Source organism: Brevundimonas sp. GW822-FHT03E11, assembly GCF_058801445.1.
The window spans coordinates 112,595-135,763 of record NZ_JBXANG010000006.1; the positions used below are offsets into that span (position 1 = coordinate 112,595).

At 70.0% G+C, this 23,169-nt stretch carries 25 protein-coding genes; 17 read left to right on the forward strand and 8 right to left on the reverse strand.

Features of this window, described 5'->3' with window-relative positions:
• The first annotated feature begins 33 nt into the window (after window positions 1-33).
• Window positions 34-1,248 (forward strand): carbohydrate porin, encoded by a 1,215-nt coding sequence (locus AC1RKE_RS11590; protein WP_348683547.1) that lies wholly within the window; start codon window positions 34-36, stop codon window positions 1,246-1,248.
• Here AC1RKE_RS11590 and AC1RKE_RS11595 read toward each other — a convergent pair.
• Window positions 1,245-1,724 carry an Lrp/AsnC family transcriptional regulator gene (locus AC1RKE_RS11595; RefSeq protein WP_182714391.1) on the reverse strand — a complete coding sequence of 160 codons (480 nt, stop codon included), beginning with the start codon at window positions 1,722-1,724 and terminating at the stop codon, window positions 1,245-1,247. The two genes, AC1RKE_RS11590 and AC1RKE_RS11595, sit on opposite strands and share 4 nt — an antisense overlap.
• 85 nt (window positions 1,725-1,809) lie before the next feature.
• Between AC1RKE_RS11595 and AC1RKE_RS11600 the strand changes: the two genes are divergently transcribed.
• From AC1RKE_RS11600 to AC1RKE_RS11615, 4 genes are all read left to right on the forward strand, one after another.
• Entirely contained in the window at window positions 1,810-2,712 is a 903-nt protein-coding gene (locus AC1RKE_RS11600; RefSeq protein WP_348683550.1) for an EamA family transporter, read from the forward strand.
• Window positions 2,713-2,777: 65 nt separating this feature from the next.
• Window positions 2,778-4,121 (forward strand): flagellar protein export ATPase FliI, encoded by a 1,344-nt coding sequence (fliI, locus tag AC1RKE_RS11605; RefSeq protein WP_348683551.1) that lies wholly within the window; start codon window positions 2,778-2,780, stop codon window positions 4,119-4,121.
• A 4-nt stretch (window positions 4,122-4,125) separates the two neighbouring features.
• Window positions 4,126-4,536 (forward strand): flagellar export protein FliJ, encoded by a 411-nt coding sequence (locus AC1RKE_RS11610; RefSeq protein ID WP_054764866.1) that lies wholly within the window; start codon window positions 4,126-4,128, stop codon window positions 4,534-4,536.
• 181 nt (window positions 4,537-4,717) lie between these two features.
• The gene (locus AC1RKE_RS11615; RefSeq protein ID WP_348685407.1) at window positions 4,718-5,755 is read left to right on the forward strand and encodes an endo-1,4-beta-xylanase; all 1,038 of its coding nucleotides are present in this window, start codon (window positions 4,718-4,720) and stop codon (window positions 5,753-5,755) included.
• Window positions 5,756-5,810: 55 nt separating this feature from the next.
• Here AC1RKE_RS11615 and AC1RKE_RS11620 read toward each other — a convergent pair whose 3' ends face one another.
• Window positions 5,811-6,053 (reverse strand): hypothetical protein, encoded by a 243-nt coding sequence (locus tag AC1RKE_RS11620; protein ID WP_054764864.1) that lies wholly within the window; start codon window positions 6,051-6,053, stop codon window positions 5,811-5,813.
• 195 nt (window positions 6,054-6,248) lie between these two features.
• Here AC1RKE_RS11620 and AC1RKE_RS11625 point away from each other — a divergent pair, with 195 nt between their 5' ends.
• The 5 genes from AC1RKE_RS11625 (at window position 6,249) to AC1RKE_RS11645 (ending at window position 10,608) form a co-directional block, all read left to right on the forward strand.
• A complete protein-coding gene (locus tag AC1RKE_RS11625; RefSeq protein WP_054764863.1) occupies window positions 6,249-6,959 on the forward strand; it encodes a response regulator in 711 nt (236 codons plus the stop codon).
• A complete protein-coding gene (locus tag AC1RKE_RS11630) occupies window positions 6,947-8,293 on the forward strand; it encodes an ATP-binding protein (protein ID WP_395942293.1) in 1,347 nt (448 codons plus the stop codon). The genes AC1RKE_RS11625 and AC1RKE_RS11630 overlap by 13 nt, the downstream gene beginning before the upstream one ends.
• An 82-nt stretch (window positions 8,294-8,375) precedes the next feature.
• Window positions 8,376-8,687 (forward strand): type II toxin-antitoxin system HigB family toxin, encoded by a 312-nt coding sequence (locus AC1RKE_RS11635; RefSeq protein ID WP_348684903.1) that lies wholly within the window; start codon window positions 8,376-8,378, stop codon window positions 8,685-8,687.
• Window positions 8,688-8,704: 17 nt separating this feature from the next.
• On the forward strand, window positions 8,705-9,088 hold the full coding sequence (locus AC1RKE_RS11640; protein WP_007390098.1) for a helix-turn-helix domain-containing protein: 384 nt from the start codon (window positions 8,705-8,707) through the stop codon (window positions 9,086-9,088).
• Window positions 9,089-9,231: 143 nt separating this feature from the next.
• On the forward strand, window positions 9,232-10,608 hold the full coding sequence (locus AC1RKE_RS11645; protein WP_348684905.1) for a serine hydrolase: 1,377 nt from the start codon (window positions 9,232-9,234) through the stop codon (window positions 10,606-10,608).
• 66 nt (window positions 10,609-10,674) lie between these two features.
• Here the strand turns inward: AC1RKE_RS11645 and ctrA are convergent, their stop codons facing one another.
• Window positions 10,675-11,376: a response regulator transcription factor CtrA gene (gene ctrA / locus AC1RKE_RS11650; RefSeq protein WP_054764860.1), complete on the reverse strand. Its 702-nt coding sequence runs from the start codon at window positions 11,374-11,376 to the stop codon at window positions 10,675-10,677.
• A 367-nt stretch (window positions 11,377-11,743) separates the two neighbouring features.
• Here ctrA and AC1RKE_RS11655 point away from each other — a divergent pair, with 367 nt between their 5' ends.
• Window positions 11,744-12,100 (forward strand): chromosomal replication initiator DnaA, encoded by a 357-nt coding sequence (locus AC1RKE_RS11655; protein ID WP_336970523.1) that lies wholly within the window; start codon window positions 11,744-11,746, stop codon window positions 12,098-12,100.
• Complete coding sequence (locus AC1RKE_RS11660) at window positions 12,097-12,819, forward strand: DUF6456 domain-containing protein (RefSeq protein ID WP_333896229.1); 723 nt, start codon at window positions 12,097-12,099, stop codon at window positions 12,817-12,819. Before AC1RKE_RS11655 ends, AC1RKE_RS11660 begins: the two co-directional genes overlap by 4 nt.
• 2 nt (window positions 12,820-12,821) lie before the next feature.
• Here the strand turns inward: AC1RKE_RS11660 and AC1RKE_RS11665 are convergent, their stop codons facing one another.
• Window positions 12,822-14,018, reverse strand: coding sequence for an acetyltransferase domain-containing protein (locus tag AC1RKE_RS11665; RefSeq protein WP_191555653.1), 1,197 nt, complete (start codon window positions 14,016-14,018; stop codon window positions 12,822-12,824).
• 51 nt (window positions 14,019-14,069) lie between these two features.
• On the opposite strand from AC1RKE_RS11665, the gene AC1RKE_RS11670 reads away from it, so the two are divergent.
• Both AC1RKE_RS11670 and AC1RKE_RS11675 read left to right on the forward strand, forming a co-directional pair.
• The gene (locus AC1RKE_RS11670; RefSeq protein WP_348684252.1) at window positions 14,070-16,157 is read left to right on the forward strand and encodes a TonB-dependent siderophore receptor; all 2,088 of its coding nucleotides are present in this window, start codon (window positions 14,070-14,072) and stop codon (window positions 16,155-16,157) included.
• A 76-nt stretch (window positions 16,158-16,233) separates the two neighbouring features.
• Window positions 16,234-16,830, forward strand: coding sequence for a methyltransferase domain-containing protein (locus AC1RKE_RS11675; RefSeq protein ID WP_228186158.1), 597 nt, complete (start codon window positions 16,234-16,236; stop codon window positions 16,828-16,830).
• Between the two features lie 13 nt (window positions 16,831-16,843).
• Here AC1RKE_RS11675 and AC1RKE_RS11680 read toward each other — a convergent pair whose 3' ends face one another.
• From AC1RKE_RS11680 to AC1RKE_RS11690, 3 genes are all read right to left on the reverse strand, one after another.
• A complete protein-coding gene (locus AC1RKE_RS11680; protein ID WP_348684254.1) occupies window positions 16,844-17,998 on the reverse strand; it encodes a glycosyltransferase family 4 protein in 1,155 nt (384 codons plus the stop codon).
• Between the two features lie 2 nt (window positions 17,999-18,000).
• Complete coding sequence (locus AC1RKE_RS11685) at window positions 18,001-18,954, reverse strand: glucosamine inositolphosphorylceramide transferase family protein (RefSeq protein ID WP_348684255.1); 954 nt, start codon at window positions 18,952-18,954, stop codon at window positions 18,001-18,003.
• Window positions 18,955-19,120: 166 nt separating this feature from the next.
• Window positions 19,121-19,558 (reverse strand): SufE family protein, encoded by a 438-nt coding sequence (locus AC1RKE_RS11690; RefSeq protein ID WP_054766842.1) that lies wholly within the window; start codon window positions 19,556-19,558, stop codon window positions 19,121-19,123.
• Window positions 19,559-19,717: 159 nt separating this feature from the next.
• On the opposite strand from AC1RKE_RS11690, the gene AC1RKE_RS11695 reads away from it, so the two are divergent.
• Window positions 19,718-21,430, forward strand: a complete 1,713-nt coding sequence (locus tag AC1RKE_RS11695) for a sensor histidine kinase (protein WP_261339101.1) — start codon at window positions 19,718-19,720, stop codon at window positions 21,428-21,430.
• A gap of 13 nt (window positions 21,431-21,443) precedes the next feature.
• Here AC1RKE_RS11695 and AC1RKE_RS11700 read toward each other — a convergent pair whose 3' ends face one another.
• Entirely contained in the window at window positions 21,444-22,352 is a 909-nt protein-coding gene (locus AC1RKE_RS11700) for a hypothetical protein (RefSeq protein WP_082382612.1), read from the reverse strand.
• A 55-nt stretch (window positions 22,353-22,407) separates the two neighbouring features.
• Here AC1RKE_RS11700 and AC1RKE_RS11705 point away from each other — a divergent pair, with 55 nt between their 5' ends.
• Together AC1RKE_RS11705 and AC1RKE_RS11710 are read left to right on the forward strand one after the other, a co-directional pair.
• Entirely contained in the window at window positions 22,408-22,737 is a 330-nt protein-coding gene (locus AC1RKE_RS11705; RefSeq protein WP_054764853.1) for a DUF1491 family protein, read from the forward strand.
• A gap of 110 nt (window positions 22,738-22,847) precedes the next feature.
• Window positions 22,848-23,153 (forward strand): hypothetical protein, encoded by a 306-nt coding sequence (locus AC1RKE_RS11710; protein ID WP_336970542.1) that lies wholly within the window; start codon window positions 22,848-22,850, stop codon window positions 23,151-23,153.
• The last annotated feature ends 16 nt before the right edge of the window (window positions 23,154-23,169 follow it).

The window sequence follows — 23,169 nt, forward strand, 5'->3', positions numbered from 1 at the left end:
AGGCTGGAGGCTCAACATCACGGACTTCCGGCCATGCAGAACGCTAAGCCCCGCTCCCTTCCCCGCCGTCTGGCGGCCCTGGCCGCACTGGCCGCACTGGCCCTCGTCGCCGCCCCGTCCCTCGCCGCAGCCCAGGCGAAGACAGAGACCGAACCGACCTGGACCTTCGCGTCTGAATATACGGCCGACGTCACGGGCGTCGTCTCGGGCGGGGCCGCGCGGGCGGGCCGCTATCTGGACAATCTGAGCGTCAGCCTGGACGGGGATCTGGAACGGGCCTGGGGCTGGCGCGGCGCGCGGCTGCATCTGTCGGGCCTTTACAACGGCGGGGGCGAACCCAACGCCCTGGCCGGAACCCTGCAAGGGGTCGACAATATCGAGGTCTCCGCCCAGGGCGCACGACTGTACGAAGCCTGGATCGAACAGGACCTGGGCTGGGGAAGCCTGCTGGGCGGCCTGTATGACCTGAACAGCGAATTCTACGCCACCGAGGCCTCGGGCCTGCTGCTGGCGCCGCCGTTCGGCATCGGCTCGGAACTGGCCTCCACCGGTCCGAACGGCCCGGCCATCTTCCCCTCCACCTCCCTGGCCGCGCGGCTGCGGATCGGGAACGTCGAGACCTTTTACGCCCAAGCCGCCGTGATCAACGCGGACGCCCGCACCATCGGCGACCGGGGCGGGGTGGCCACCACCCTGGATCACGGCGTCCTGGGGATCGTCGAGGTCGGGGGCCGCGTCAACGGGGCGGGCCGCTACGCCGTCGGCGTCTGGCGCTATGACCAGCATCAGGACGACATCCGCGACCTGACGCCCGAGGGCGAACCGGCCCAGGGCCTGGCGCGCGGCGCCTACGCCCTGGCCGAGGGGCGGGTCTATGGGACGGCGAACCCGGACGGGCCCCAGGTCGATCTGTTCGGCCGGATCGGCGCCTCGGACGGGGACACCACCGATTTCGAAGGCGGCTGGCAGGCCGGCGTCCTGGTCAGCCAGGTCTGGGCGGGCCGCCCCGACAGCCAGGTCTCCTTCGGCGTCCATCAGGGCTGGCTGTCCGACAAGGGCCGCGCCAACATCGCCGACGCCGGCGACGACCCCGCCCATTACGAAGAGGGGCTGGAGCTGACCTACGCCGACCGGATCGGCCGTTTCACCCTCCAGCCGGACGTCCAGCTGATCCGCTACGCCGGGGGTCTGCGCGACGCCGACACGGTGGTGGTGGTCGCGCTGCGGGTCACGACCGCCCTCTATTAATCCACCACGGCGCGGGCGGGGTCGAAGCCGACCACCTCGCGGATCACGATCATGCTGCGATAGCTGCGGACCCCCTTTTCCGGGACCAGTTCGCGGATGCCGAAGGCTTCGTAATCGGCCATGGTCGGGACGGCCACGGTCAGCAGATAGTCGGTCTCGCCCGTCACGTCCCAGGCGCCCTGGACCTCGGGACTGGCCCTCATGGCCTGCTGGAAGGCGGTCATGACCTTGCGGTCCTGAGTGTTCATCTCGACCAGCACATGCAGGACGATGCGCGGCTTGATCCGGGCCGGATCGACCAGGGCGACGTCGGCGACGATGACCCCTTCGGCCCGGAGGCGCCGCATCCGCCGCAGCACCGCCGATTCCGACAGGCCCACCGCCTGGGCCGTGACCCGCGCCGGCTCCTGATTGTCGCGCCGCGCCCGCGCCAGCAGCCGCCGGTCAAACTCGTCCAGGGTGACGAAATCCGTCATATCATGCTCTTTAACGCCGCTTTTCGGCGCAAGGAGGCCGGAAATCGGCGAGATACGCAAGCGGCTTTGGGCTATCTCTCGTCCCATGACCGCGCCCAGCCTGAGCCCGAGCCTGCAGTCCCCGCTGATCGCGCGGCTGATCCCCTACGCCGCCCTGTTCGCGGGGATGATGATCCTGGCGGGGGGCACATCCTTCGCCAAGAGCCTGTTTCCGCTGATCGGGGCGCAGGGGGCCACCGCCTATCGCGTCGGGATCTCGGCCCTGCTGCTGGTTCTGGTGTTCCGGCCCTGGCGGTTCGCCCTGACCCGGGCCGATCTGAAGGCCGTCGTCCTGTACGGCGCCGTCCTGGGGGCCATGAATCTGAGCTTCTACATGGCGCTGCGCACCATTCCGCTGGGCGTGGCCATCGCCATCGAATTCATCGGGCCGCTCAGCCTGGCCCTGATCCATTCGCGCCGGCCGATCCATTTCGTCTGCGTCGGCTTTGCGGTGCTGGGCCTGGGCCTGCTGCTGCCGCTGAAGGGCGGGGCGGGATCGCTGGACCCGGTCGGCGTGGCCCTGGCCGCCTTCGCCGGCCTTTGCTGGGCGCTGTACATCATCTTCGGCAAGCGGCTGAGCCATCTGCATCCGGGCCAGTCGGTGGCCCTGGGCATGAGCGTGGCGGCGATGGTCGTCGTGCCCTTCGGCCTCGCCCACGCCGGGGCGGCCCTGTTCAACCCGGCCATCGTGGTCGCCGGCCTGGCCGTGGCGATCTTCTCCAGCGCCCTGCCCTATTCGCTGGAGATGGTGGCCCTGCGCGGCATTCCCAAACGCACCTTCGGCGTGGTGCTCAGCGCCGAACCCGCCATCGGCGCCCTGGCCGGGCTGGTCGTCCTGCACGAACATCTGACCAGCCGGCAATGGATCGCCATCGCCGCCATCGTCATCGCCTCGGTCGGCGCCATCGCGACGACGCGGGAGACGCCGGTCGCCGGAGATCCGGTTTAACCCCCCCTTCACCCCCCGTTAACCATGATGGCGCAAACGGTTAACGCCTGTTTCTGGGGTTCGTCTTGCATAATCTCGTCGCCGCCGTCGAAGCGATCGACCCGCTGGTCGTCACCGGCAAGGTCGCGGGCGTCTCGGGCCTGCTGATCGAGTCGCGAGGGGGTCTGTCGCGGCTGGCGGTCGGGGCGCGGGCCGAGATTTGGCGGCGCGGGTTGGAGCCCCTGCCGGCCGAGGTGGTGGGGTTCCGCGACGCCAAGGCCCTGTTGATGCCGTTCGGCCCGGTCGAGGGGGTGGCGCCCGGCGCCGAGATCCGCATCGTCGACCAGGCCGCCAGCGTGCGCCCGACCACCGCCTGGCTGGGCCGGATCATCGACGCCTTCGGCAATCCCATCGACGGCCTGGGCCCCCTGCCCCAGGGGCCGGCGCCCTATCCCCTGCGCACGCCGCCGCCCCCGGCCCATTCGCGCGGCCGGGTGGGCGAGCGGCTGGACCTGGGGGTCAGGGCCATGGACGTCTTCACCACCACCTGCCGGGGCCAGCGGCTGGGCATCTTCGCGGGTTCCGGCGTGGGCAAGTCGGTGCTTTTGTCCATGCTGGCCAAACAGGCCAGCTGCGACGCGGTCGTGGTCGGCCTGATCGGCGAACGGGGCCGCGAAGTGCGCGAGTTCGTTGAAGAGACCCTGGGCGAAGAGGGGCTGAGACGCGCCGTCGTCGTGGTCGCCACCTCGGACGAACCGGCCCTGAAACGCCGCCAGTCGGCCTATATGACCATGGCCATCGCCGAGTTCCTGCGCGACCAGGATCTGGAGGTCCTGTGCCTGATGGACTCGGTGACCCGTTTCGCCATGGCCCAGCGCGAGATCGGCCTGGCGGCGGGCGAACCGCCGACGACCAAGGGATACACCCCCACCGTCTTCACCGAACTGCCCAAACTGCTGGAGCGGGCCGGGCCGGGGCCGATCCGGCCGGACGGCACCACGGCCGCGCCCATCACCGCCCTGTTCACCGTCCTGGTGGACGGGGGCGACCATGACGAGCCCATAGCCGACGCCGTGCGCGGTATTCTGGACGGCCATATCGTCATGGATCGCAAGATCGCCGAGCGCGGCCGCTTCCCCGCCATCGACGTGTTGAAATCCGTCAGCCGGACCATGCCGGCCTGCCAGACCCCCCCCGAGCGCGAGCTGAACAAGCGCGCCCGCCAGTGTCTGTCGGCCTATGGCAATATGGAGGAGCTGATCAAGATCGGCGCCTACCGCACCGGCGCCGACCCGATCGTGGACCGGGCCATCGCCCTGAACCCCGCGCTGGAGGAGTTTCTGAGCCAGGACAAGGACGACGTCACCCGTCTTTCCGATTCCTTTACCCGGCTGGAGACTATTCTGAACCAAGGCATGATCAGAGAGTGACGAAATGACCGCTTGGGCCCAATCCCTGATCCGCATCTCCAACTATGAGGTCGAAACCCTGCAAAAGCGCCTGGCCGAGGTCAGCGCGCGCCGGGCCACGGCCGAGATGCGGCTGGCGGTTCTGGACGCCGAGGTCGAGGTGGAGCGCGAGCGCGCACGCCTGGACGCCGACGCCAATATGATGCTGGCCGCCTATCTGAACGGCTGGAAGGCCCGCCGCGCCGCCGCCGAAAGCGATCTGAGCGTCATCGACGCCGAAGAGGCCGGGGCCCGCGACGCCCTGACGGGCGCCTTCGAAGAGCTGAAGAAGTTCGAACACGTCGCCGAAACCACCCGGCTGAACAAGCTGATCGCCATCGCCAAGCGCGAAACCGCCGCCTTCGACGAGTTGGGCCTGCGGAAACGTGCGGTCTGAGGATCCTCAGACCTTCCCCCGCTTGCGGGGGAAGTGTCAGCTCGTCGAGCGCAGCGAGACGGCTGACGATGGGGGAAGTCTTCTGTTGAGCAGCACGTCCCTCTCCGACCCTGGTTTGCTTCGCGAACGCCGGGCCGCCTCTCCCGCAAGCGGGAGAGGGTTTGGTCTCTCCCGCCGCGCCGTGATCGCCTCGTCGCTGGCCCTGGCCGCCTGCGACCGCACCGCGGCCGAACCGATCCCGCCGAACCTTCCGCCGCTGAAGTCCGTCGCCCCCGCCCCCTTCGGCGCGGCGATCAAGGCGATGCAGATCGACGATCCCGACTGGGTCGCCCTGGCCCGCGCCCAGGTCTCTCAACTCACGCCCGAGTGGGAGATGAAGATGGAATATGTCCTGGCCGACGGGCTGGACCGGCCCCGGTTCGACCGGTCGGACCGGATCGCCGCCTTCGCCGCCCAGAACGGCATGGCCCTGCACGGCCACACCCTGATCTGGTATTCGCAAGGGGCCGAGGCGTTTGCGGGCCTGTCGGGCCCCGCCTTCGACAGGGCCTTCGACGGCTATGTCGCCGCCTTGGCGGGCCGGTATCGCGGCAAGGTCCGCAGCTGGGACGTGGTCAATGAGCCGATCCTGGACGACGGTTCGGGGATGCGCGACTGCCACTGGAGCGCCCGATACGGCCACGACGGCTATATTCTGCGCGCCTTCGAACAGGCGCGGGCGGCCGATCCGGACGCGGTGCTGTTCCTCAACGAATACAATCAGGAAAGCGTGCCGGCCAAGGGCGTCCAGTTCCTGAAACTGGTCGAGCGGCTGTTGAAGGCGGGGTGTCCGCTTCAGGGGCTGGGGCTGCAGTCGCATCTTTGGATCGACATCCCCGAGGGGGCGATCCGCGCCTTCATGCGCGAGGCGGTCCAGTTCGGCCTGCCGATTCATGTGTCGGAGCTGGACTGCACCCTGCGGACCGAGAACCGGCTGGACCTGCGCGGCGCAGGTCAGCGCACGACCTTGCAGACGGCGCGGGTGCGGGAGTTGGCGGAGGCCTTTACAGCTCTGCCGGCGGCCCAGAGGTTCGCCTTCACCGTCTGGGGTCTGCGCGACACCGACAGCTGGTATCGTCAGGGCGACAAGGACGACGGGCGCGACCGGCCCCTGCCGTTCGACGGCGCGGGACGACCGGGGCCGATGGCGGCGGCCTTGGCCCAGGGGTTCACGGACTGAAAAAGACCGGCTTCGGGCGGTCGGCCGGGAGACCGCCCGAAGTCGGATCAGGGTCTCAGGACTTCTTCTTGGCCGTTTGAGCCGGGGTCTCGGCGCGCTGATGACGGCTGTGGCGGGCCGGGCGCTGCGGACGGGCGGCCGAGGTCGTCGAATGGGCGGTCGAGGCGGTCGCGGCCGGGGCGCGGCCAGAGGCAGAGGCGGGGGCCGAGGCGGGGACGGTTCCGGCGAAGGCGGCGCCGCTGCTCAGGGCGACGACGGCCAGGGCGCCCAGGACGGCGGAGGTGCGGAAGGATTTCATCTGAAGTCTCTCTGTGTTGAGAACGTCCGTTCGTTTCGGACGACCCGTTTCTCGACGCCGGCTCCGGCGGGCGATGGGCGGTTCGGTGTCGGCCCGTGTCGGCGGGGCGGAGATTTGTGTCCGACTGTGTCGGCCGCCTTTTCGCCATCAGCCGGGCGGACAGAGACGACCGACCTGCCACGCTGAACCCGCCCCATGACCGCCGCCCCGCCCGTGCTTCTGGTCGTCGACGACGACCGCGATATCCGCACCCTTCTGGCCGATCATCTGGAGCAGCACGGCTTTCGCACCTTAAAGGCGGCCGACGGCCGGGCGGCCAAGGCGGCGCTGGAGGCCGGGCCGGTCGATCTGGTGGTGCTGGACCTCAATCTGCCGGACGAGGACGGCCTAAGCCTGTGCCGCGCCATCCGGGCGACGTCGCGGACCCCGGTCATCATGCTGACGGCGCGGGGCGATCCGATCGACCGGATCGTGGGGCTGGAGATGGGGGCCGACGACTATATGGCCAAGCCGTTCGAGCCGCGCGAGCTGGTGGCCCGCATCCGCACCGTCCTGCGCCGCGCCCGCCCGGAGGCCGAGCCGGTCCAGGGGCGCTGCGCCCAGTTCGCCGGCTGGTCCCTGGACGTCGCCGCCCGCAGCCTGACGGCGCCGGACGGGCGGGTGGCGCCCTTGTCCGGGGCCGATTTCGACCTGCTGCACGCCCTGGTCCGAAACGGCGGGCGGCCCCTGTCGCGCGAACGCATCCGCGCCCTGTCCACCGTCGCCGACGCCGACGACCGGGCGGTCGATCTGAGGGTCAGCCGCCTGCGTCAGAAGCTGGGCGACGACGCCAAGAACCCGGTCCTGATACGCACGGTGCGCAGCCTGGGCTATATGTTGTCGGGGCCGGTGACGTGGCGCGCCTAGGCCGGGGCGTGAGGCGGGGGCTGGGCGGCGCCGTCGACGGATCCACGGTCCGGCTGTTCGCCCTGGTGCTGCTCGGGGCCTTGGCGGCGGCGGCGGTGACCTTTCTGGCGCTTCAGCTGGGCCGTCATCACTGGCTGAAACAGGCCCATGACTTCACCACGGCCGAGCGGATCGGCGACCTGGCCCAGGCCGACGACGATCCGGCCGCCGCCGTGGCCGTGGCCCTGACCCCGGCCGGGGGACAGCGGCGCGGGCCGCCCGACCCCGCCCTGACCCAGGCGGTGGCCCAGGCCCTGGCCCGACGCGGCGTGACCGGGGTCAAGGTGCGGGCCTATGAGGCGGCCAAGGCCGCCTGCGGCGCCCAGGCGGACGCGGCCCTTCGCTGTCGCATCCTGACCCTCGATCCCCAGGACGGAACGGCCGTGGCCCCTGTGGCGGTCAGCCTGCCGCCCGCCCCGCGGCCCTGGAGCCTGGGGCGCGACAGCGCACTGTTGCTGGCCGTCGGCCTGGCGACGGTGGCGGCGACGGCCTGGCTGGCGTCACGCCGGGCGGCGGCGCCCCTGGCGCGGCTGTCGGCCGGGGCCGAGGCCCTGGGCCGGGACCTGGACGGCCCGCCCCTGGCGGTGGAGGGGACGCGCGAGGTGCGCCAGGCGGCCATGGCGCTGAACGCCATGCAGACCCGGCTTCAGGCCCTGATCGCCGAACGGGCCCGCGTCCTGGCCGCCGTGGCCCACGATCTTCAGACGCCCCTGACCCGGCTGAGGCTGCGGGTCGAAAAGGTGGCGGACGAGACCCTGCGCGCCCAGCTGATCGCGGATCTGGCGGCCATGCAGCATCTGGTGCGCGAGGGGCTGGACCTGGCGCGGCTGGAGACCCGGATCGAGCCGATCGTCCCGGTCGATCTGGACGCCCTGCTGTCGGCCCTGTGCGAGGATGCGGCCGAGGCGGGCCAGCCGGTCGTCTTCGTTCAGGGCTGCGGGGCGGTGCGGCCGACCCGGCCCCTGGCTCTGAGGCGGTGCCTGACCAATCTGATCGACAACGCCGTGCGCCACGGCGGCGATGCGGCGGTCCGGGCCGAGGTCGAGGGCGAGACGGTGCGTCTGATCGTCCGCGACCACGGGCCGGGCGTGCCCGAGGACCGGCTGGAGGCCCTGTTCGAGCCCTTCTACCGGCTGGATCCCTCGCGGTCGCGCGACAGCGGCGGCTCGGGCCTGGGCCTGACCATCGCCCGCCGCATGGCCGAGATCGCCGGCGGCCGCCTGACCCTGGCCAATGCGGCGGACGGGGGGATGGAGGCGACGGTGACCTTCGCGCCGGACGAAGAACGGGGCTGATCGACAGGTGTCGGCCCACCCTTGAGTTCCCATATTGGAAACGTTTCCTTGTTTCCAGATTGGAAACATGCGATACGACCCCATGAACGTGATCGCGAAATCAGCCCTGGTGAAGTTCTGGGAGGCCCAGCCGAAGGGCAAGCCCCAGGACACGGCGAAGGCGGCGATGATCGAGTGGCACACCGCCGCCTCGGACGCCGACTGGAGCAACTTCGCAGAGCTGAAGGCCACCTTCAGCAGCGCCGACTATGTGGTGGACGGCAAGATCGTCTTCGACGTGGGCGGCAACAAATACCGGATCGTCGGTCTGGTGGGGTTTCGGGCCAAAGGGATTTTCATCCTCTTCGTCGGGACTCACGCCGAATACGACAAGATCGATGTGGCGAAACTATAGGATTGGAGAGAGCGAAGATGACGATGGACATGAGCACGATCCGCACCCTGGCTGACGAGGCCGAATACCAAGCGGCGCTGAAGGCGGTGCGGCCCTATTTCGAGAACGAACCTGCTGAAGGCTCCGAGGCGGCCGCCCATTACGACGCCCTGGTCCTGCTGATCGAGGACTATGAGCGCCGGCACTATCCAATTCCACGGGCCGAGCCGGTCGATGTGCTGAAGTTCGTCATGCAGGCGAACAACTATACGCAGTCAGATCTGACCGAGATCCTCGGATCGAAGGCGCGCGCCTCCGAGCTGCTGAACGGCAAGCGGGAGATCAACCTCGATCAAATCCGAAAGATCAGCCGGGCTTGGCGGATTCCGGCCGGATCGCTTGTCGGCGACTTAGCCGCCTAACACGGTCAAGGGCGCCCATGTCCTCCACGCCAGGAACACAACTAGAAGCGACATCGGTCCTGCTCACCACCAGATCGCCCAGCTGCATCCGAACGCCCGGTTCGCAGCCTCTAAAGGCTTAAAGCCCTTTTCAGGAGACGCCCGTGCCCCTTTTCCTTCGCCTTCGTCGCGGCCGTCTCGCGGCCTCCGTCCTGGCCCTGGCTCTGGCCCCCGTCCTGGCGGCGGGCCCCCTCGCAGCCCAGGATCGGGCGCCGGACGTGGCCCGAATGGACCAGATCGTCCGGGCCTCCAGCGAGGCCGACGCCTTTTCCGGCGCCGTCCTGGTCGCGCGCGACGGGGAGATCCTGCTGGACCGGGGCTATGGTCTGGCGAACCGGGAATGGGGCGTCCCCAATGACGGCGACGTCAAATTCCGCCTGGGCTCGCTGAGCAAACAGTTCACGGCCGTCGCCGTCCTGCTGTTGAGCGAACAGGGCAAGGTCGATCTGGACGCCCCGATCAAGACCTGGCTGCCCGACGCCCCGGCCGCCTGGGACGCCGTCACCCCGCGCCGGCTTTTGAGCCACACCGCCGGCCTGCCCAACTTCACCACCTTTGCCGACTATGAGGCGCTGAAGACCCGGCCGGCCACGACGGCCCAGCTGATCGCCCGGTTCAGCGGGCGGCCCCTGGACTTCGCGCCGGGCGAAGGCTTCGCCTATTCCAACTCGGGCTATATCCTGCTGAGCGCGGTGATCGAGGCGGCCAGCGGTCAGACCTACGCCGACTTCATTCAACAGGCGCTGTTCACCCCGCTCGGCATGGCCGACAGCGGCTATGACCGGCACGACCGCATCCTGCCTCGACGCGCCTCGGGCTATACGAAGGAGGCGTCCGGCGTGGTCAACGCCGACTATGTGGACATGAGCATCCCCCTGGGCGCGGGCGCCCTGTATTCGACCACCCACGACCTCTTGAAATGGGAACAGGCCCTGTTCGGGGGCCGGGTGCTGAAGCCCCAGTCCCTGACCGCCCTGACCACCCCGGTCAGGAACGGCTACGCCCTGGGACTGGCCGCGACGCCGGACCGGAAGCTGGTCTGGCACAATGGGGCGATCGAGGGGTTCAACACCTATATGGCCTATGCGCCGGACGACCGGATCGCCGTCATCGTCCTGGCCAATCTGAACGGCCCGGCGCCCGACAAGCTGGGGCCGGACCTGATGACCCTGGCGCGCGGCGGGACCGTGACCCTGGCCTCGGAACGCCGCGTCGTGACCCTGCCGGCCGAGGCCCTGGCCGCCTATGTCGGGGTCTATTCCCTGTCGCCGACCTTCGCCCTGACGATCACCGCCGCAGAGGGCGGGCTGAAGGTCCAGGCCACCGGCCAGCCCGCCTTCGAGCTGAAGGCGCAAGGGGACGACGCCTTCTTCCTGACCGAGGTGGACGCCCAGATCACCTTCACCCGCGACGCCGAAGGCCGGGTCGACGGCCTGGTCCTGCACCAGGGCGGCCGCGACATGCCGGCGAAGCGGCAGTAGGCGCAAATAGAAAACGCCCGCCGGAGGGACCGGCGGGCGTTTTCAGGATCAGCACGGAGCGGCCGTTCAGGCGGCGACGCTGTTTCCGGCCTCGGCCGGGTCGCGCAGGACGTAGCCGCGGCCCCAGACGGTTTCGATATAGTGTTTGCCGTCGGCGGCGGTGGCCAGCTTCTTGCGCAGCTTGCAGATGAAGACGTCGATGATCTTCAGCTCGGGCTCGTCCATGCCGCCGTACAGGTGGTTCAGGAACATTTCCTTGGTCAGGGTCGTACCCTTGCGGAGCGAGAGCAGCTCCAGCATCTGATATTCCTTGCCGGTCAGGTGGACGCGGTGACCGTTCACCTCCACCGTCTTGGCGTCCAGGTTCACGGCGATCTCGCCGGTGTGGATGATGGCCTGGGCGTGGCCCTTGGAGCGACGGACCACGGCGTGGGTGCGCGCGATCAGCTCGTCCTTGTGGAAGGGCTTGGTCAGATAGTCGTCGGCGCCGCCGCCGAAGGTCTTGACCTTGGTTTCGATCTCATGGGTGCCCGACAGGATCATGACCGGGGTGTTGATCTTGCCGACGCGCAGCTGACGCAGCACCTCAAGGCCGCTCATGTCTGGCAGGTTCAGGTCAAGCAGAATGAGGTCGTAGTCATAGATCTTGCCCAGATCGATGCCTTCTTCGCCCAGGTCGGTCGTATAGACATTGAAGCCTTCCGACTTCAGCATCAGCTCGATGCTCTGGGCGGTGGCGTGATCGTCTTCAATCAACAGGACGCGCATTCGTGCCCCTCCAGGCAAAAGCTTTGCGGTAATCACCCTGGCGCACGACCGGGTAACCTTGTTCGCAGGTTAAGACCCGAAAACCTTAAGAAGGGTTAACGGCGAGCTATGAGTCGTTCCTAAGCTGATTTGCGAATCGGCGTCGAGAGTCCCGAGTCAATGATTCGAAAATAATTAACCATGATGCGGACCGGACTCGGCCTGCGGCTCCCCGCGCAGAGCCGGTCGGAACGCGGATCCGCCCTGACGCAACCTCAAGTCCAATCCGGCGCCACGTCCGATTCTGACGCGGAGTAGGACGATATTCCTATCATGACGCCGCGCCCGCCTAGGATGGGGCGTCGAGGTTCGTGAACGGGAGTGAGGCATGGTTGAGGCATACAGGGCGCCGGTTCGGGAGGCGGACCGGTGCAAGGCGGGGCTGGCCCTGCATCTGGTGGCGGCGCGGACCGGGGCCAGCCCGGACCGGATGACGGCGGGACGGCGGATCGATCCGCTCAACGCCCGGTCGCGCTGGCTGGCCATGTATCTGGCCCACATCGCCTTCGGCTGGACGCTGGAACGGGTCGGCCACGTCTTCGGGGTCAACCGCAGCACGGTGGGGGCGGCCTGCCGCTGGGTGGAGGACGAGCGCGACCGCCGGGCTGTGGACGAACTGCTGTCGCAGTTGGAGGCCTGTCTGACCACGATCTACAGCGCGCCCCGCTGGGAGGCCGTGCAATGAGCCGGACGGTGGAGCGGGCGCGCTGTCTTCTGGCCCGGCCCGGCGCCTGGCTGGGCGCCGAACAGGGAGTCTATGCGCTGCGTCTGGGGCCGGACCGCAGGGCACGGATCAGCCTGACCCTGAGCGAGCCGGAGTTCCGCGCCCTGATCGAACGGCCGGGACTGAGGCGGCGGCCGCAGGGCGGATGGACCGTGCGCGCCGGGGGGGAGGCGGCCCCCGGCAAGGCCGAAACCCCGCCGCCCGGCCGCCCCGGCTTCATCGCGGGCGAGCGGGAGTTGATCGGGGCGGACGGGCGAATGGTCCGCCACGCCGCCAATCTGGGCGAAAGCCCGATCGCCTGGCTGGCGCGGCGCAAGGATGCGGCGGGCCGACCCTGGCTGAGCCCCGCCGAGGTCGCCGCCGGCGAACGGCTGAGGCGGGAGGTCGAACAGGCCGGCGCCGGCCCGGCCCTGACCATGGGCTGGGACGCCCTGCCCCGCGCCGGGTCGGGCGGAACGATGCGGGTCGAACCCGGCGACCGCGCCCTGTCGGCCGGACGACGGGTGGAGGCGGCCCTGTCCGCCGTCGGCCCGCGCCTGAGGCCGATGCTGACGCGGATCTGCATCCACGGCGACAGTCTGAAACTGGCCGAGACGGGCCTGGGCCTGCGCCGCCGCCAGGGCAAGACGGTGCTGAAACAGGCGCTGGCCGCCCTGGCCGATCACTACGGCATCGGCTGAGGTCAGAGGTATTTCATCCAGGGCCGGTCGCTGGCGCGCTTGATCCGGGCGAACCAGCGGCAGGCGAACCAGCAGGGGACGGCGACCACGGCGGCCAGGGCCCACAGGGCGGCGACACCCGGCACGCTGAAGCCTTGGCCTTGATTGGGACCGAACAGGGCCAGGGCCGCCAGATTCAGCAGATGCAGGCCGTAGAGGTGGATCAGATAGAAGAACAGCGGCGCCCCGCCGAAGACCGCCAACAGACCGATCAGACGGTCCGAGGCCCGCTCCAGTCCCGCCAGGATCAGGGCCCCCAGGCCCAGGGTCAGCAGCAGAAAGTCGGCCGAGGGCGGATATTTGGTGACGTTCAGCACGCTCATCGCCGTCCGCAGCGGCGTGTCCTGCACGCTCCAGGGCGTCGGGTCGCCGTACAGATTGATAGACCTGAGCAGGGCGAACAGGGCCAGGGCGCCCAGGCCGGTGACGACCAGACGCCGGAGCCGCGCCCCCTGGGGCCCGACGAACCACGGCCCGATCGCATAGCCCAGGGCCGCCACCCCGATCCACGGCAGCAGGGGATAGGAGGTGCGAACCTGTCCGCCCCAGGGCAGGTCCATCAGGCTGCGGTCGTGCAGCACGGCCCACAGCACATGGGCCGGACCTTCGGCGAAGGCGATCGGGTCCAAGAGATTGTGGCCCAGGGCCAGGACCAGGCCGACGGCGATCAGCCAGGCGCGCGGTAGATGAGCCAGGCCCGCCAGGGCGATCATCGACAGCCCGATGACCCAGATCACCTGGAGATAGAGGATCGGCGGCGTCAGGGAGAAGCCCCAGGCGAAGTTGACCAGGGTCAGCTCCAGCACCACCAGGAACAGGCCCCGCTTCAGCAGAAAGGCCGAGGCCGCCCCGGCGGCGGACCCTCCGCTGACCTCGGCTGTCTTGTTTCCGTAGAGCCAGGCGCCCAGGCCCGTCAAAGCGACGAAGATCGGGGCGCACAGATGGGCCGACAGACGGGTGAAGAACAGGGCCGGATCGGTCGCCTCGACATTCATCGGGTCCGGGACCTGAGCGTGGAAATAGAAGAACTCGCGCGTGTGATCGACCAGCATCAGCAGGATGACCAGACCGCGCAGGGCGTCGATCGAACGAATGCGCGCGGCCGGGCGGACGGCCGGAACGGCGAGGGCGGAAACGGGAAGGGCGGCGGTTGACAGCATGAGGCGCGAACGGATAGCCGATACAATATAACGTTTCAACGGAGTTCGTCCTTGCCCCTCCTTTCGAGCTGCGCCGGCCTGTGTCTTATTGCCGCCGCAACCGCCCCGACCCCAGTCCTGGTCCCCGTTGATGCGGCTCAGGCCGAGCCCCACGCCCTAGGCGAGATCGTGGTCCTGGGCCGCCGGGGTTCGCCGCACGACCATACGCTGGGCGTCGGGGCGATCACGGAGCGGATGTCGCCGTCCAGCCGTTCCATCGAAAGCGACCTGCTGCGCGCCGTGGGCGCCACCCGCCTGTCCGACGCCCTGGAGCTGGTCAGCGGGATCAGCCAGCAGAACAATCGCGGCGGGGTGATGGACAATTTCGCCATCCGCGGCTTCCTGGGCACGCCCGACGGCGGGGCGGAATATTATGTGGACGGCTTCCTGGCGAACCGGGGCATGGCGCCGCCGCGCGACCCGGCCACGGCCGAGCGGATCGAGGTGCTGAAGGGGCCGGCCGGCGCCCTGTTCGGGGACATCGACCCGGCCGGCCGGATCAACATCGTCTCCAAGACCCCGCGTTTCACACCCGACGCCGTCTTCACCGGCACGGTCGGCTCCTTCGGCCTGAGGCGGGGGGAGTTGGACGTGACCGGCCCGATCTCCGAGACCCTGGCTGGGCGGCTGGTCCTGGCCGGCGAGACCAGCAACGGTTGGCGCGACCATGTCGGCCTGGACCGGACGGCGGTCGCCCCCTCCCTGACCTGGCGGCCCAATGAGGATCTGCGCCTGACCTATGTGGGCGAGCTCACCGTCTTTTCGACCCTGTTCGACCGGGGCATGCCCGCGATCAACGGCGACGCCCTGGCCCTGCCGGAATCCAACTACTACGGCGAGCCCGGCGACGGCCGGACCCGGTTCCGCAACGCGCGGCACCAGATCACCGGCGAATACCGCCTCAACGACGGCTGGAGCCTGAACGGAGGGGTCGCCTGGCGGGGCGGCTCGCTGAAGGGCCTGTCCAGCGACCAGTCCCGCCTGGTCGGCGATGCGCTGTGGCGCCAGCGCCGGGGCCGGGACTTCTCGGTCGAGGACCTGTCGGCGCGGCTGGAGCTGAACGGGGAGGTCCAGACCGGCCTGGGCGTCCACACCCTGGGCCTCGGCGTGAAAGCCTATCGGCTGACCTATGGCGAGAAGTGGCTGCGCATCAATCCGACGGCGGCCAATCCCTATCCGATCTCGGTCTTCAACCCCGTCTATGGGTCGGTCGTCCCGCCGACGCCCCTGCCCTTCACCGACAATCTGGAGACGCGGGACGTCGTCACCCTGTACGCCCAGGACCTGTGGGAGGTGAACGACCGCCTCAGCCTGGTCGCGGGCCTTCGCTGGGACGACTACAGCCAGACCATCCGCAACAACCGCACCGGCGCCGTGGGCGAGACCAAGAACAGCCCGCTCGATTACCGGTTCGCCGCCCGTTATCGCCTGACCGACGGCCTGACCGCCCACGCCAGCTATGGCCGGTCCTTCGTGCTGAACTCGGGCACGGGGCGGACCGGGTCCGGCTTCGCCCCGGAAGAGGGCAAGGGCTATGAGATCGGCCTGTCCGGCGCCTGGCAGGGGATCGACCTGGCGGCCACCCTGTTCGATATCGAAAAGGCGAACATACTGACCACCGATCCCGTCGACCCCAACTATCTGGCGCCGGTCGGCAAGCTGACCTCGCGGGGAATCGAGCTGGACGGGTCGGTCCGGCTGGGCGAGGCGTGGCAGGTGGTGGCCAACTACGGCTGGACCGACGCCAAGGCCGACGACGACGCCTTCTCCACCGACCGGGTGCTGAACGTGCCCGAACATTCGGGCTCCCTGTTCGTGGTCGGCCGTTTCCCCACCCCGCACGGCACGGACTGGTCGATGACGGCGGGCGCCGCCTATGTCGGCGACCGGGCCGGCGGCCTTGCGCTCGGCGCGCCCGAACTGCCGGCCTATTGGAAGGCCAAGGCGGCGGTGGACTATGGCCTGACGCCCCAGGTCACGGCGCGGGTCGAGGTCGATAATCTGCTCGACGAACGCTACGCCGCCAGCTCCTACAGCGCCCTGTGGATCTTCCCCGGCGCGCCGCGCAGCGTGCGGGCCTCGCTGCGGATCGCCCTTTGACCTGCGCCTTGCCGCATCGAACGGTTGGCGCGCGAGCGGCGGTCCGATAACACCGGACGGGGAAGGGGAGACCGAGATGGGCCTTGGGCGGCGGATCAGAGCATGGCTGGGCGCCAAAGGCGACGTCCAGGGCGGCGCAAGGCGCTCAGCCAAGGCGCGGCGGATCCGGGCCCTGCCCGACCGGCGGGTGATGGCCGAAAGCTATGTCCCCGCCCTGTCGGCCCTGGGCGGGCGCATCCTGTGGGTCGGGTGCCGTGAATATACGCTGGACGACTACGCCGCCCTGGAGGCGGGCGGGGGCGAGGTCTGGACTACCGACATCGACCCCGGCGCCGCCCGCTGGGGCCGGGCGGGCCGTCACCGGACCGGAGACGTCTGTCAGGCCGACGCCCTGTTCGCCGACCTGACCTTCGATACGGTGGTGTGCAACGGGGTGCTGGGCTACGGCGTGGATCATCCCGAACAGCAGCGTCAGGCCCTGGCGGCCCTGGCGGCGGTGCTGCGGCCCGGCGGGCGGCTGCTGCTGGGATGGAACACCGACAAGGTCGAGGATCCGCTGGGGGCGGGCCTGATCGACCAGGCGTTCGAACCGGCGCCCCTGGGCGATCGGCCGCCCCGCGTGACCTTCGAGGCGGTCACCCACGTCTACGACAGTCTGATCCGAAAGGGCTGAGCGGCCCCTCCCCTCAAGCCCGGCCGAGCGGCGGCAGGCCCAGACGCGGCAGGCTGAAGCGCGGGCGCGGCGGCGCCTCCGCCCGCCGTCGGCGCGCCTGTTCGGTCCAGGCTTCGCGCAGCCGATCCAGCTGGGCCGCCCGCGCCTCGGGGGCGTGGACCTCGGCCACGAAGGTTTGGCCGGACCGGGCCAGGGCCAGCCGTGTCTCCGGGTCCGTGATCAGCCGCTCCAGGGCGGCGGCGAGGGGGTCGGGCCCGTCCACCGCAACATAGAGGGCGTGATCGCCGCTGGCTTCACGCAAGCCCCCACGACCGGACGAGACCAGGGCGCAGCCGGCGGCGTGGGCCTCCAGAGCGGTCAGGCCCAGGGCCTCGCGCACCCGCGACGGGGTCGCCGCGATCGCCGCCCGCCGCGTGACCGCCCGCACCGCCTCCAGCGGGGCCGACTTCAGGATTTCGACCCGGTCGCCGAACCGGTCCAGCAGGCCCAGATAGGGATCGGCCCAGGCCTGGTGCCGCTCCCAGTCGCCCAGGACCAGGGCCCCGCGCCAGTCGGGATGGGCGTCCAGGGCGCGGGCCAGGGCGATGCAGAACAGGTCCAGCCCCTTGTCCGCCATGGCCCGGCCGCAGAACAGGATCAGCTTCTCCTTGTCGGCGGGATCGGCGCGCCAGGCCTCGACCGCAATGGGGTTGCACACCACGCTGACCCGGTCGGCCAGGGCCGGATAGTCGGCCGCGAACTCCTGCCCCGCCGCCTCGCTGACGAAGACCAGCCGGTCGAACCGCGCCAGCCGACGTCCGTAGCGCCAGGCGTCCAGCGGATGGCGGGGCGGCTTGATCCGGGTGTGGCGGTAAAGGACGTAGGTCGCCGGCGGCCCCTCGGCGGCCAGGTCCGAGGCCGACTTCAGCTGCTGGTGATATTCGACCACATCCGGCTGGAGGGTCTCCAACAGGGCCTTGATCCGCCGGTTTCGCGCCCGCCCGCCCAGGCCGGGAGGCACCGTCAGAAGCCGGGGATCGGGGGCGGTCGCCTGGTCCGCGTCGCAGATCAGGGTCACGGCCGACTGGGACCGGGCGTGGGCCGCCAGGGTCCGCACCACCGTCTCCATCGAATTGGCCCGCTCGGGGCGGAAGGCGCAACCGCGCGGCAGGACGACGGCGACACGCATGGTCAACTCTGAAGCGCGGATGAAGGAGAAAAGAGGGCCGGATAGATCTCCGCCCCGGTCCGGCGCGGGCCGTTCAGCCCCAGGGCGCGGCGCAGCTTGTATTGCGTCTTCAGCCAGGGCTCGGCGCGGTCTCGGCGCACCGACTTGAGGTCGATGAAACTGACGCCGCCCGCGCCCGACAGGGTGTGCAGCCCGTCGGAAAAGCCCGCCGCCAAGTCGCCCGGTTCGAACCGCCGCACCACCGTAGCGGCGAAGTCCCGGGGCGTCAGGACGTCGATCCGCAAGAGATTGACCGCCGCCCCATAGGCGGGGGCGCAGTCCTGGACCGGCAGATGCAGGGCGCCGTCATGGACAAAGGCCGAGCCGCCCGGCCGCGAGGTCTGAAAGCCGCTCATCACCGGGCGATCGGCGTGAGGCGTCCAGGGCCCGGTCAGCCGCTCGGCCCAGGCCAGATGCAGTTCGCGCATGGCCCGGTCGTCCGGTCCCGGCAGGGCGTGGAACATCCACCATCGGCCGTCGTGGCGCACCACCGTCGCATCAATGGCCGGCGACGCGCCCAGCCGCGCCACCGCCTCCCAGTCGTCGGGAAAATGCCGGCAGCGATAAAGGATCAGGCCGCCGCTCTTATAGGCTTCGGGCAGCATATAGAGCTCGCCCCCGTCCTCGATCAGGGTCGGATAGGACAGGTGCCAGGGCTCGGCCAAGGCCACCCCCTGCCCCACCAGCCGGTCGTCGGCGTCATATTGGCAGTAGTGGATGTCGCCCCGCCGGACCCGATAGTCGAAAGCCTCGACAAAGACCGTCAGAACCCCGTCGCGTTCCAGGCCGAAGGGGTCGGCGTAAAAGGCGTGGGGGCCGCGGTCGGGCAGCCAGACGATCTCGTCGGGGCGAGGGGGCCGATCCATGACCTCGGTCAGGGGACGCCTCAGATATCCGGACCGCCAGATGTCGAACATTCGGAGTTGAAATCCTGGCCCGACGCGCGACGGCCGATGGGGAAGAGGGTGACCGACCAGCCGGCCGGACTTGATTGCAAGCCGGGCCATGACGCCGTTAAGCCGCGCTTGTGTCAACTAAGCGACATTACTCTAAAAGCGTGGCGCACTATGACCTTAGCAAGCGTCAGGCCGTCCCCAGGGCCGCCTCGCGGATGCGGCCGACCATGCTGTTCAGGCCGTTGGCGCGCTGGCGGGTCAGGGCCGAGGGCAGGCCCAGGCGGTCCAGGGCGGCCTTGGCGTCGAAGGCCAGGATTTCGGCCGAGGTCCGGCCCGAATAGAGTTTCAGCAGAAGGGCGATATTGCCCTTGGACAGGGCGCTGTCGCTGTCGGCGTCGAACCACAGCCGCCCCTCGGCCGGATGGACCGCCAGCCAGACCTGGGCGGCGCAGCCCGGCACCTTGTTGGCCTCCACCCGATCGGCCTCGTCCAGGGGCGCCAGCCCCTTGCCCAGTTCGATGACGTATTCGATCCGCTGCTCCCAGTCGCCCAGGAGGTCGAAATCCTCGGCGAGGTCGGCCAGGGTCTGGTCCAGGCTGTCGGCGGGCGGCGTGCGATCGGTCATGGCCGCCAGATAGGCCGCCCGGCCGTTAACGACAACCGGCCGGTTTGTCCCCCGAAATTCATGGTGAACGCGCGGTTGCAGATCGCCTGACACGGGAGGGGCCTCGCGCCGACTCGGCGCGGCGTTTAGTCTGGGGACGACCCATGATGGCGACGGCGCTTGCATAATCACCCTCCACAACCCGGGCTGGCGGTCCCGACCGCAGCGGCGTCGGCGGCTCAGCCGTCGGCGGCGCCGGCCGCCCTGTGGCATGCGGGCTGGGCGGCGGCGGTCGCCCTGACGGCCCTGGCGGCCCAGAGCTTCGCCCGGCTGGAGCCCACGGTCCTGGCGGCCCTGCTGCTGACGGCCGCGCCGGGCGTGGCGGGCGTGGCCCTGATGGTGCGCGACACGGCGGGTCTGAGGTTCAGCCTGATGGGCGGCTGGCTTCTGGCGACCGTGGCGGCGGCGGGCCTGACCGGCGGGGCCACCGGGGCGACGCCGGGGCTTCTGCTGCTGCCCCTGGCGGCCGGGCTGGTGCTTGACGATCCCAGGATCGGCGAAGACCGGCTGATCCGGCTGGGCACGGCGGGCCTGGCCCTGCCGCTGATCTCGGGCCTGATCTCGACCCTGCTGATCGGATCGACCGCCCAGCCGCCGGTCCTGGCGGCGGCGTCGGGCCTGTTGGCGGTTCTGGCCCTGGCCGGGGCGGCCCGTCTGTCGAGCCACCGCCGCATGGCCCGTCTGACCCGCGCCGAACAGGACGGCGCCCTGGTCCAGGCCGTGCTGAACGCCCAGCCGGGCCTGACCCTGCTGCTGGAGCCGACCGGCCGCGCCCTGGCCGCCTGGGGCACGCCCCCGCCGTCCGTCTCGGTCCCGGCCCTGATGGACCAGGGGCTGATCGCCGCCGTCCACGCCCCCGACCGCCCCGGCGTCGCCGGCGCCCTGCAACGCGCCGCCCAGGGCCAGCCGGCCGAGGTGATGTTCAGCCCCCGGATCGCCCTGGACCGCCGGGTGGTGCTGATCCTGCGCCGGTACGACGGCGAGACGGGGGCGGTGGCGGGGGCGCCGCGCCTGATCGCCCAGGCCTTCGACGGCACGGCCCAGTTCGCCCGCGAGCTGGGGCTGGAAAGCGCCCGGGTCGAGGCCGAGGCCCAGAGCGCGGGCAAGACCCGCTTCCTGGCCAATATGAGCCATGAGCTGCGCACCCCGCTGAACGCCGTGATCGGCTTCGCCGACATTATGCGCCAGCGCCTGTTCGGCCCCCTGCCCGACCGCTACGCCGACTACGCCGAGTCCATCCATCAGGCGGGCGGCCATCTGCTGGACCTGATCAACGACGTTCTGGACCTGTCCAAGATCGAGGCCGAGCGGTACGAACTGGCCCTGGACCGGTTCGACGCCCGCGATCCCGTTTCGGCCGCCGTGGCCCTGATCCGGCCCCAGGCCGACGAAAAAGGCGTGCATCTGGCCCCCGTCCTGCCGCCCCATCCGCTGGAGGTCGAGGCCGACGCCCGCGCCCTGAAGCAGATGGCGCTGAACCTGTTGTCCAATGCGGTGAAATTCACCCCGGCGGGCGGGTCGGTGACCCTGACGCTGGACGGGATCGGCCCCTATCTGGAGCTGGTGGTGTCCGACACCGGCGTGGGGATCGCGCCCGAGGATCTGCAAAGGCTGGGCCGCCCGTTCGAACAGGCCGGCGGCGCCGATCAGAAGGCGCAAGGGACGGGGCTGGGCCTGTCGCTGGTCCGATCCCTGGCGGAACTGCACGGCGGGCGCCTGACGATCGACAGCACCCTGGGCGAGGGCGTGGCGGCCATGGTGCGCCTGCCGGTCGCAACCCTGTCGCCCGCCATCGAAGCCGACGAAACGCCGGGCGCCGCCGTCGAGGCGTGAGACGATCCAGGCCCTAAGTCTGGCCCATCGCCAGGAAGGCGCGGCCGGCGGCGAAGTCGCCCGCCTCGAAGACCGTGCGCGCCACGCTGCCGTCGCGGAAGACGAACTCCACCGTAAAGACCTCGCGCGGATCCAGGCCGGACAGGGCGTCGGCCGCCGCCAGGGGGAAGCGCCAGGCCTGACCCGCCGTGCGTCCCTGGACCAGCAGGCCGGGATCGGCCGTCGTCACGCCCGAGGCCCAGAAGACCCGGCGCTGGGCCGCAGGCGGCAGTTCGCGCGCCAGCCAGGGCCGGGGCGCCACCGTCGTGTCGCGCATGACCAGCCGCACCCCGGTCGGTCGCGACCGCCCCTGCCAGGAGACCACCGCCGTCAATTGATCCGCCCGATCCATCGCCCCGACCAGGCCGAACCGCACCGGCGAGGCGCCGACGGCGGTTCCCTGCATCAGCCGCCAGGTCGGCCGGCTGTAGGCGGCGCGGTCGGCGCTCCAGCCCGCCCGGTCGCCGGGAAAGTTCATTCGCGCCGTGCGCGACCAGCCGGCGAAGGCGGTCTTCACCCGACCGCTGACCGTCTTCATGTCGGCGGAATCGCAGGCGGCGGCGGCCGCCCGGGCGCGGGCGCGGGCGGCGGTCTCGGACAGCTGACGCGGATCGGCGCCGGCCCGCAGGGCCGCGCCCCGCGCCTGCCAGGTCGAGGCGTTCAGGGCCGCCGTCAGCTGAGGCTGGAACAGGCCGCACCGCTCATTGGCGGCCAGGACGAAGCTGCGTTCATAGAAGCGGTCGGCCGCCCCCGAAGCCGCCCCAGACGCGGCCTGGGCCGCGACCGGATCGCCCGCGATCACCGCCGCCCCGACCACGGCCGCGCCGATCAGGGCCGCGCCGATAGGGACTTGGGTTCGCCGGGGATAAGGCCGTAAGATCATGGGCCGAGCCTAGCGGCCGGGCCTTTGAGTCTGGTTTCCTTACAGGGTTAGCGAATTGCTTCTGTCCAGCGACCTGTGGGTCGGCGCCCTGATCCGCCGCGCCGAGATCGAAGGCGCCCACGCCGTCGTGGTGAACAAGGGCGACGCTCGCGCCGGCGCCGTGATCGTCAAGGCCTATGACACCTCGACCCGTACGGCCCGCCTCTATGCCGAAGCCTTCGGCCCCGACGGCGAGCGGCTGTGGATCCAGCCCGTGACCTCGGACAGCGAGGCCGAACTGGACGCCTATATCGCCCGCCAGCGCCAATACGACCCCGACCTGTGGATCGTCGAAATCGAAGACCGCCAGGGCCGGCATTTCCTGACGGAGAAGGTGCAAGGGTAGGGGGCGGAAGCACAACCGAGACCTGTTCCCAGCCCCCTTTAAAGTCGTCTCCCATCCTGTTTCCGGCTAGGGTGATCCATGGCGCGCAGGCGCGGCCGGGGAGGATGCGGATGGACGATTTCGACAAGTTTGAAACGCAGCTTCGCGGCGACGCCCGCGACGTCCTGACCAAATATTCTGACCGGGTGCTGCATCTTGAGCGGTATCGGCCTTGGCTGATCGGCCTCGGCGCCCTGGGCGCCTTGATCGTGGCCCTGTCGCGACTGGATCCGACCGGCACGCCCGGTCTGGTCGCCCTGATCGCCGGTGTCATTCTGGCCTTCGTCAGCGCAGCGCTGGTAGGCGATCCTGATCCGGCACAACAACGAGGTCTGGGGCGTGGTGACGGCCACCAGCAATCGGCCGGGCGTGTTTGATCGCAGCGGTCCAGGG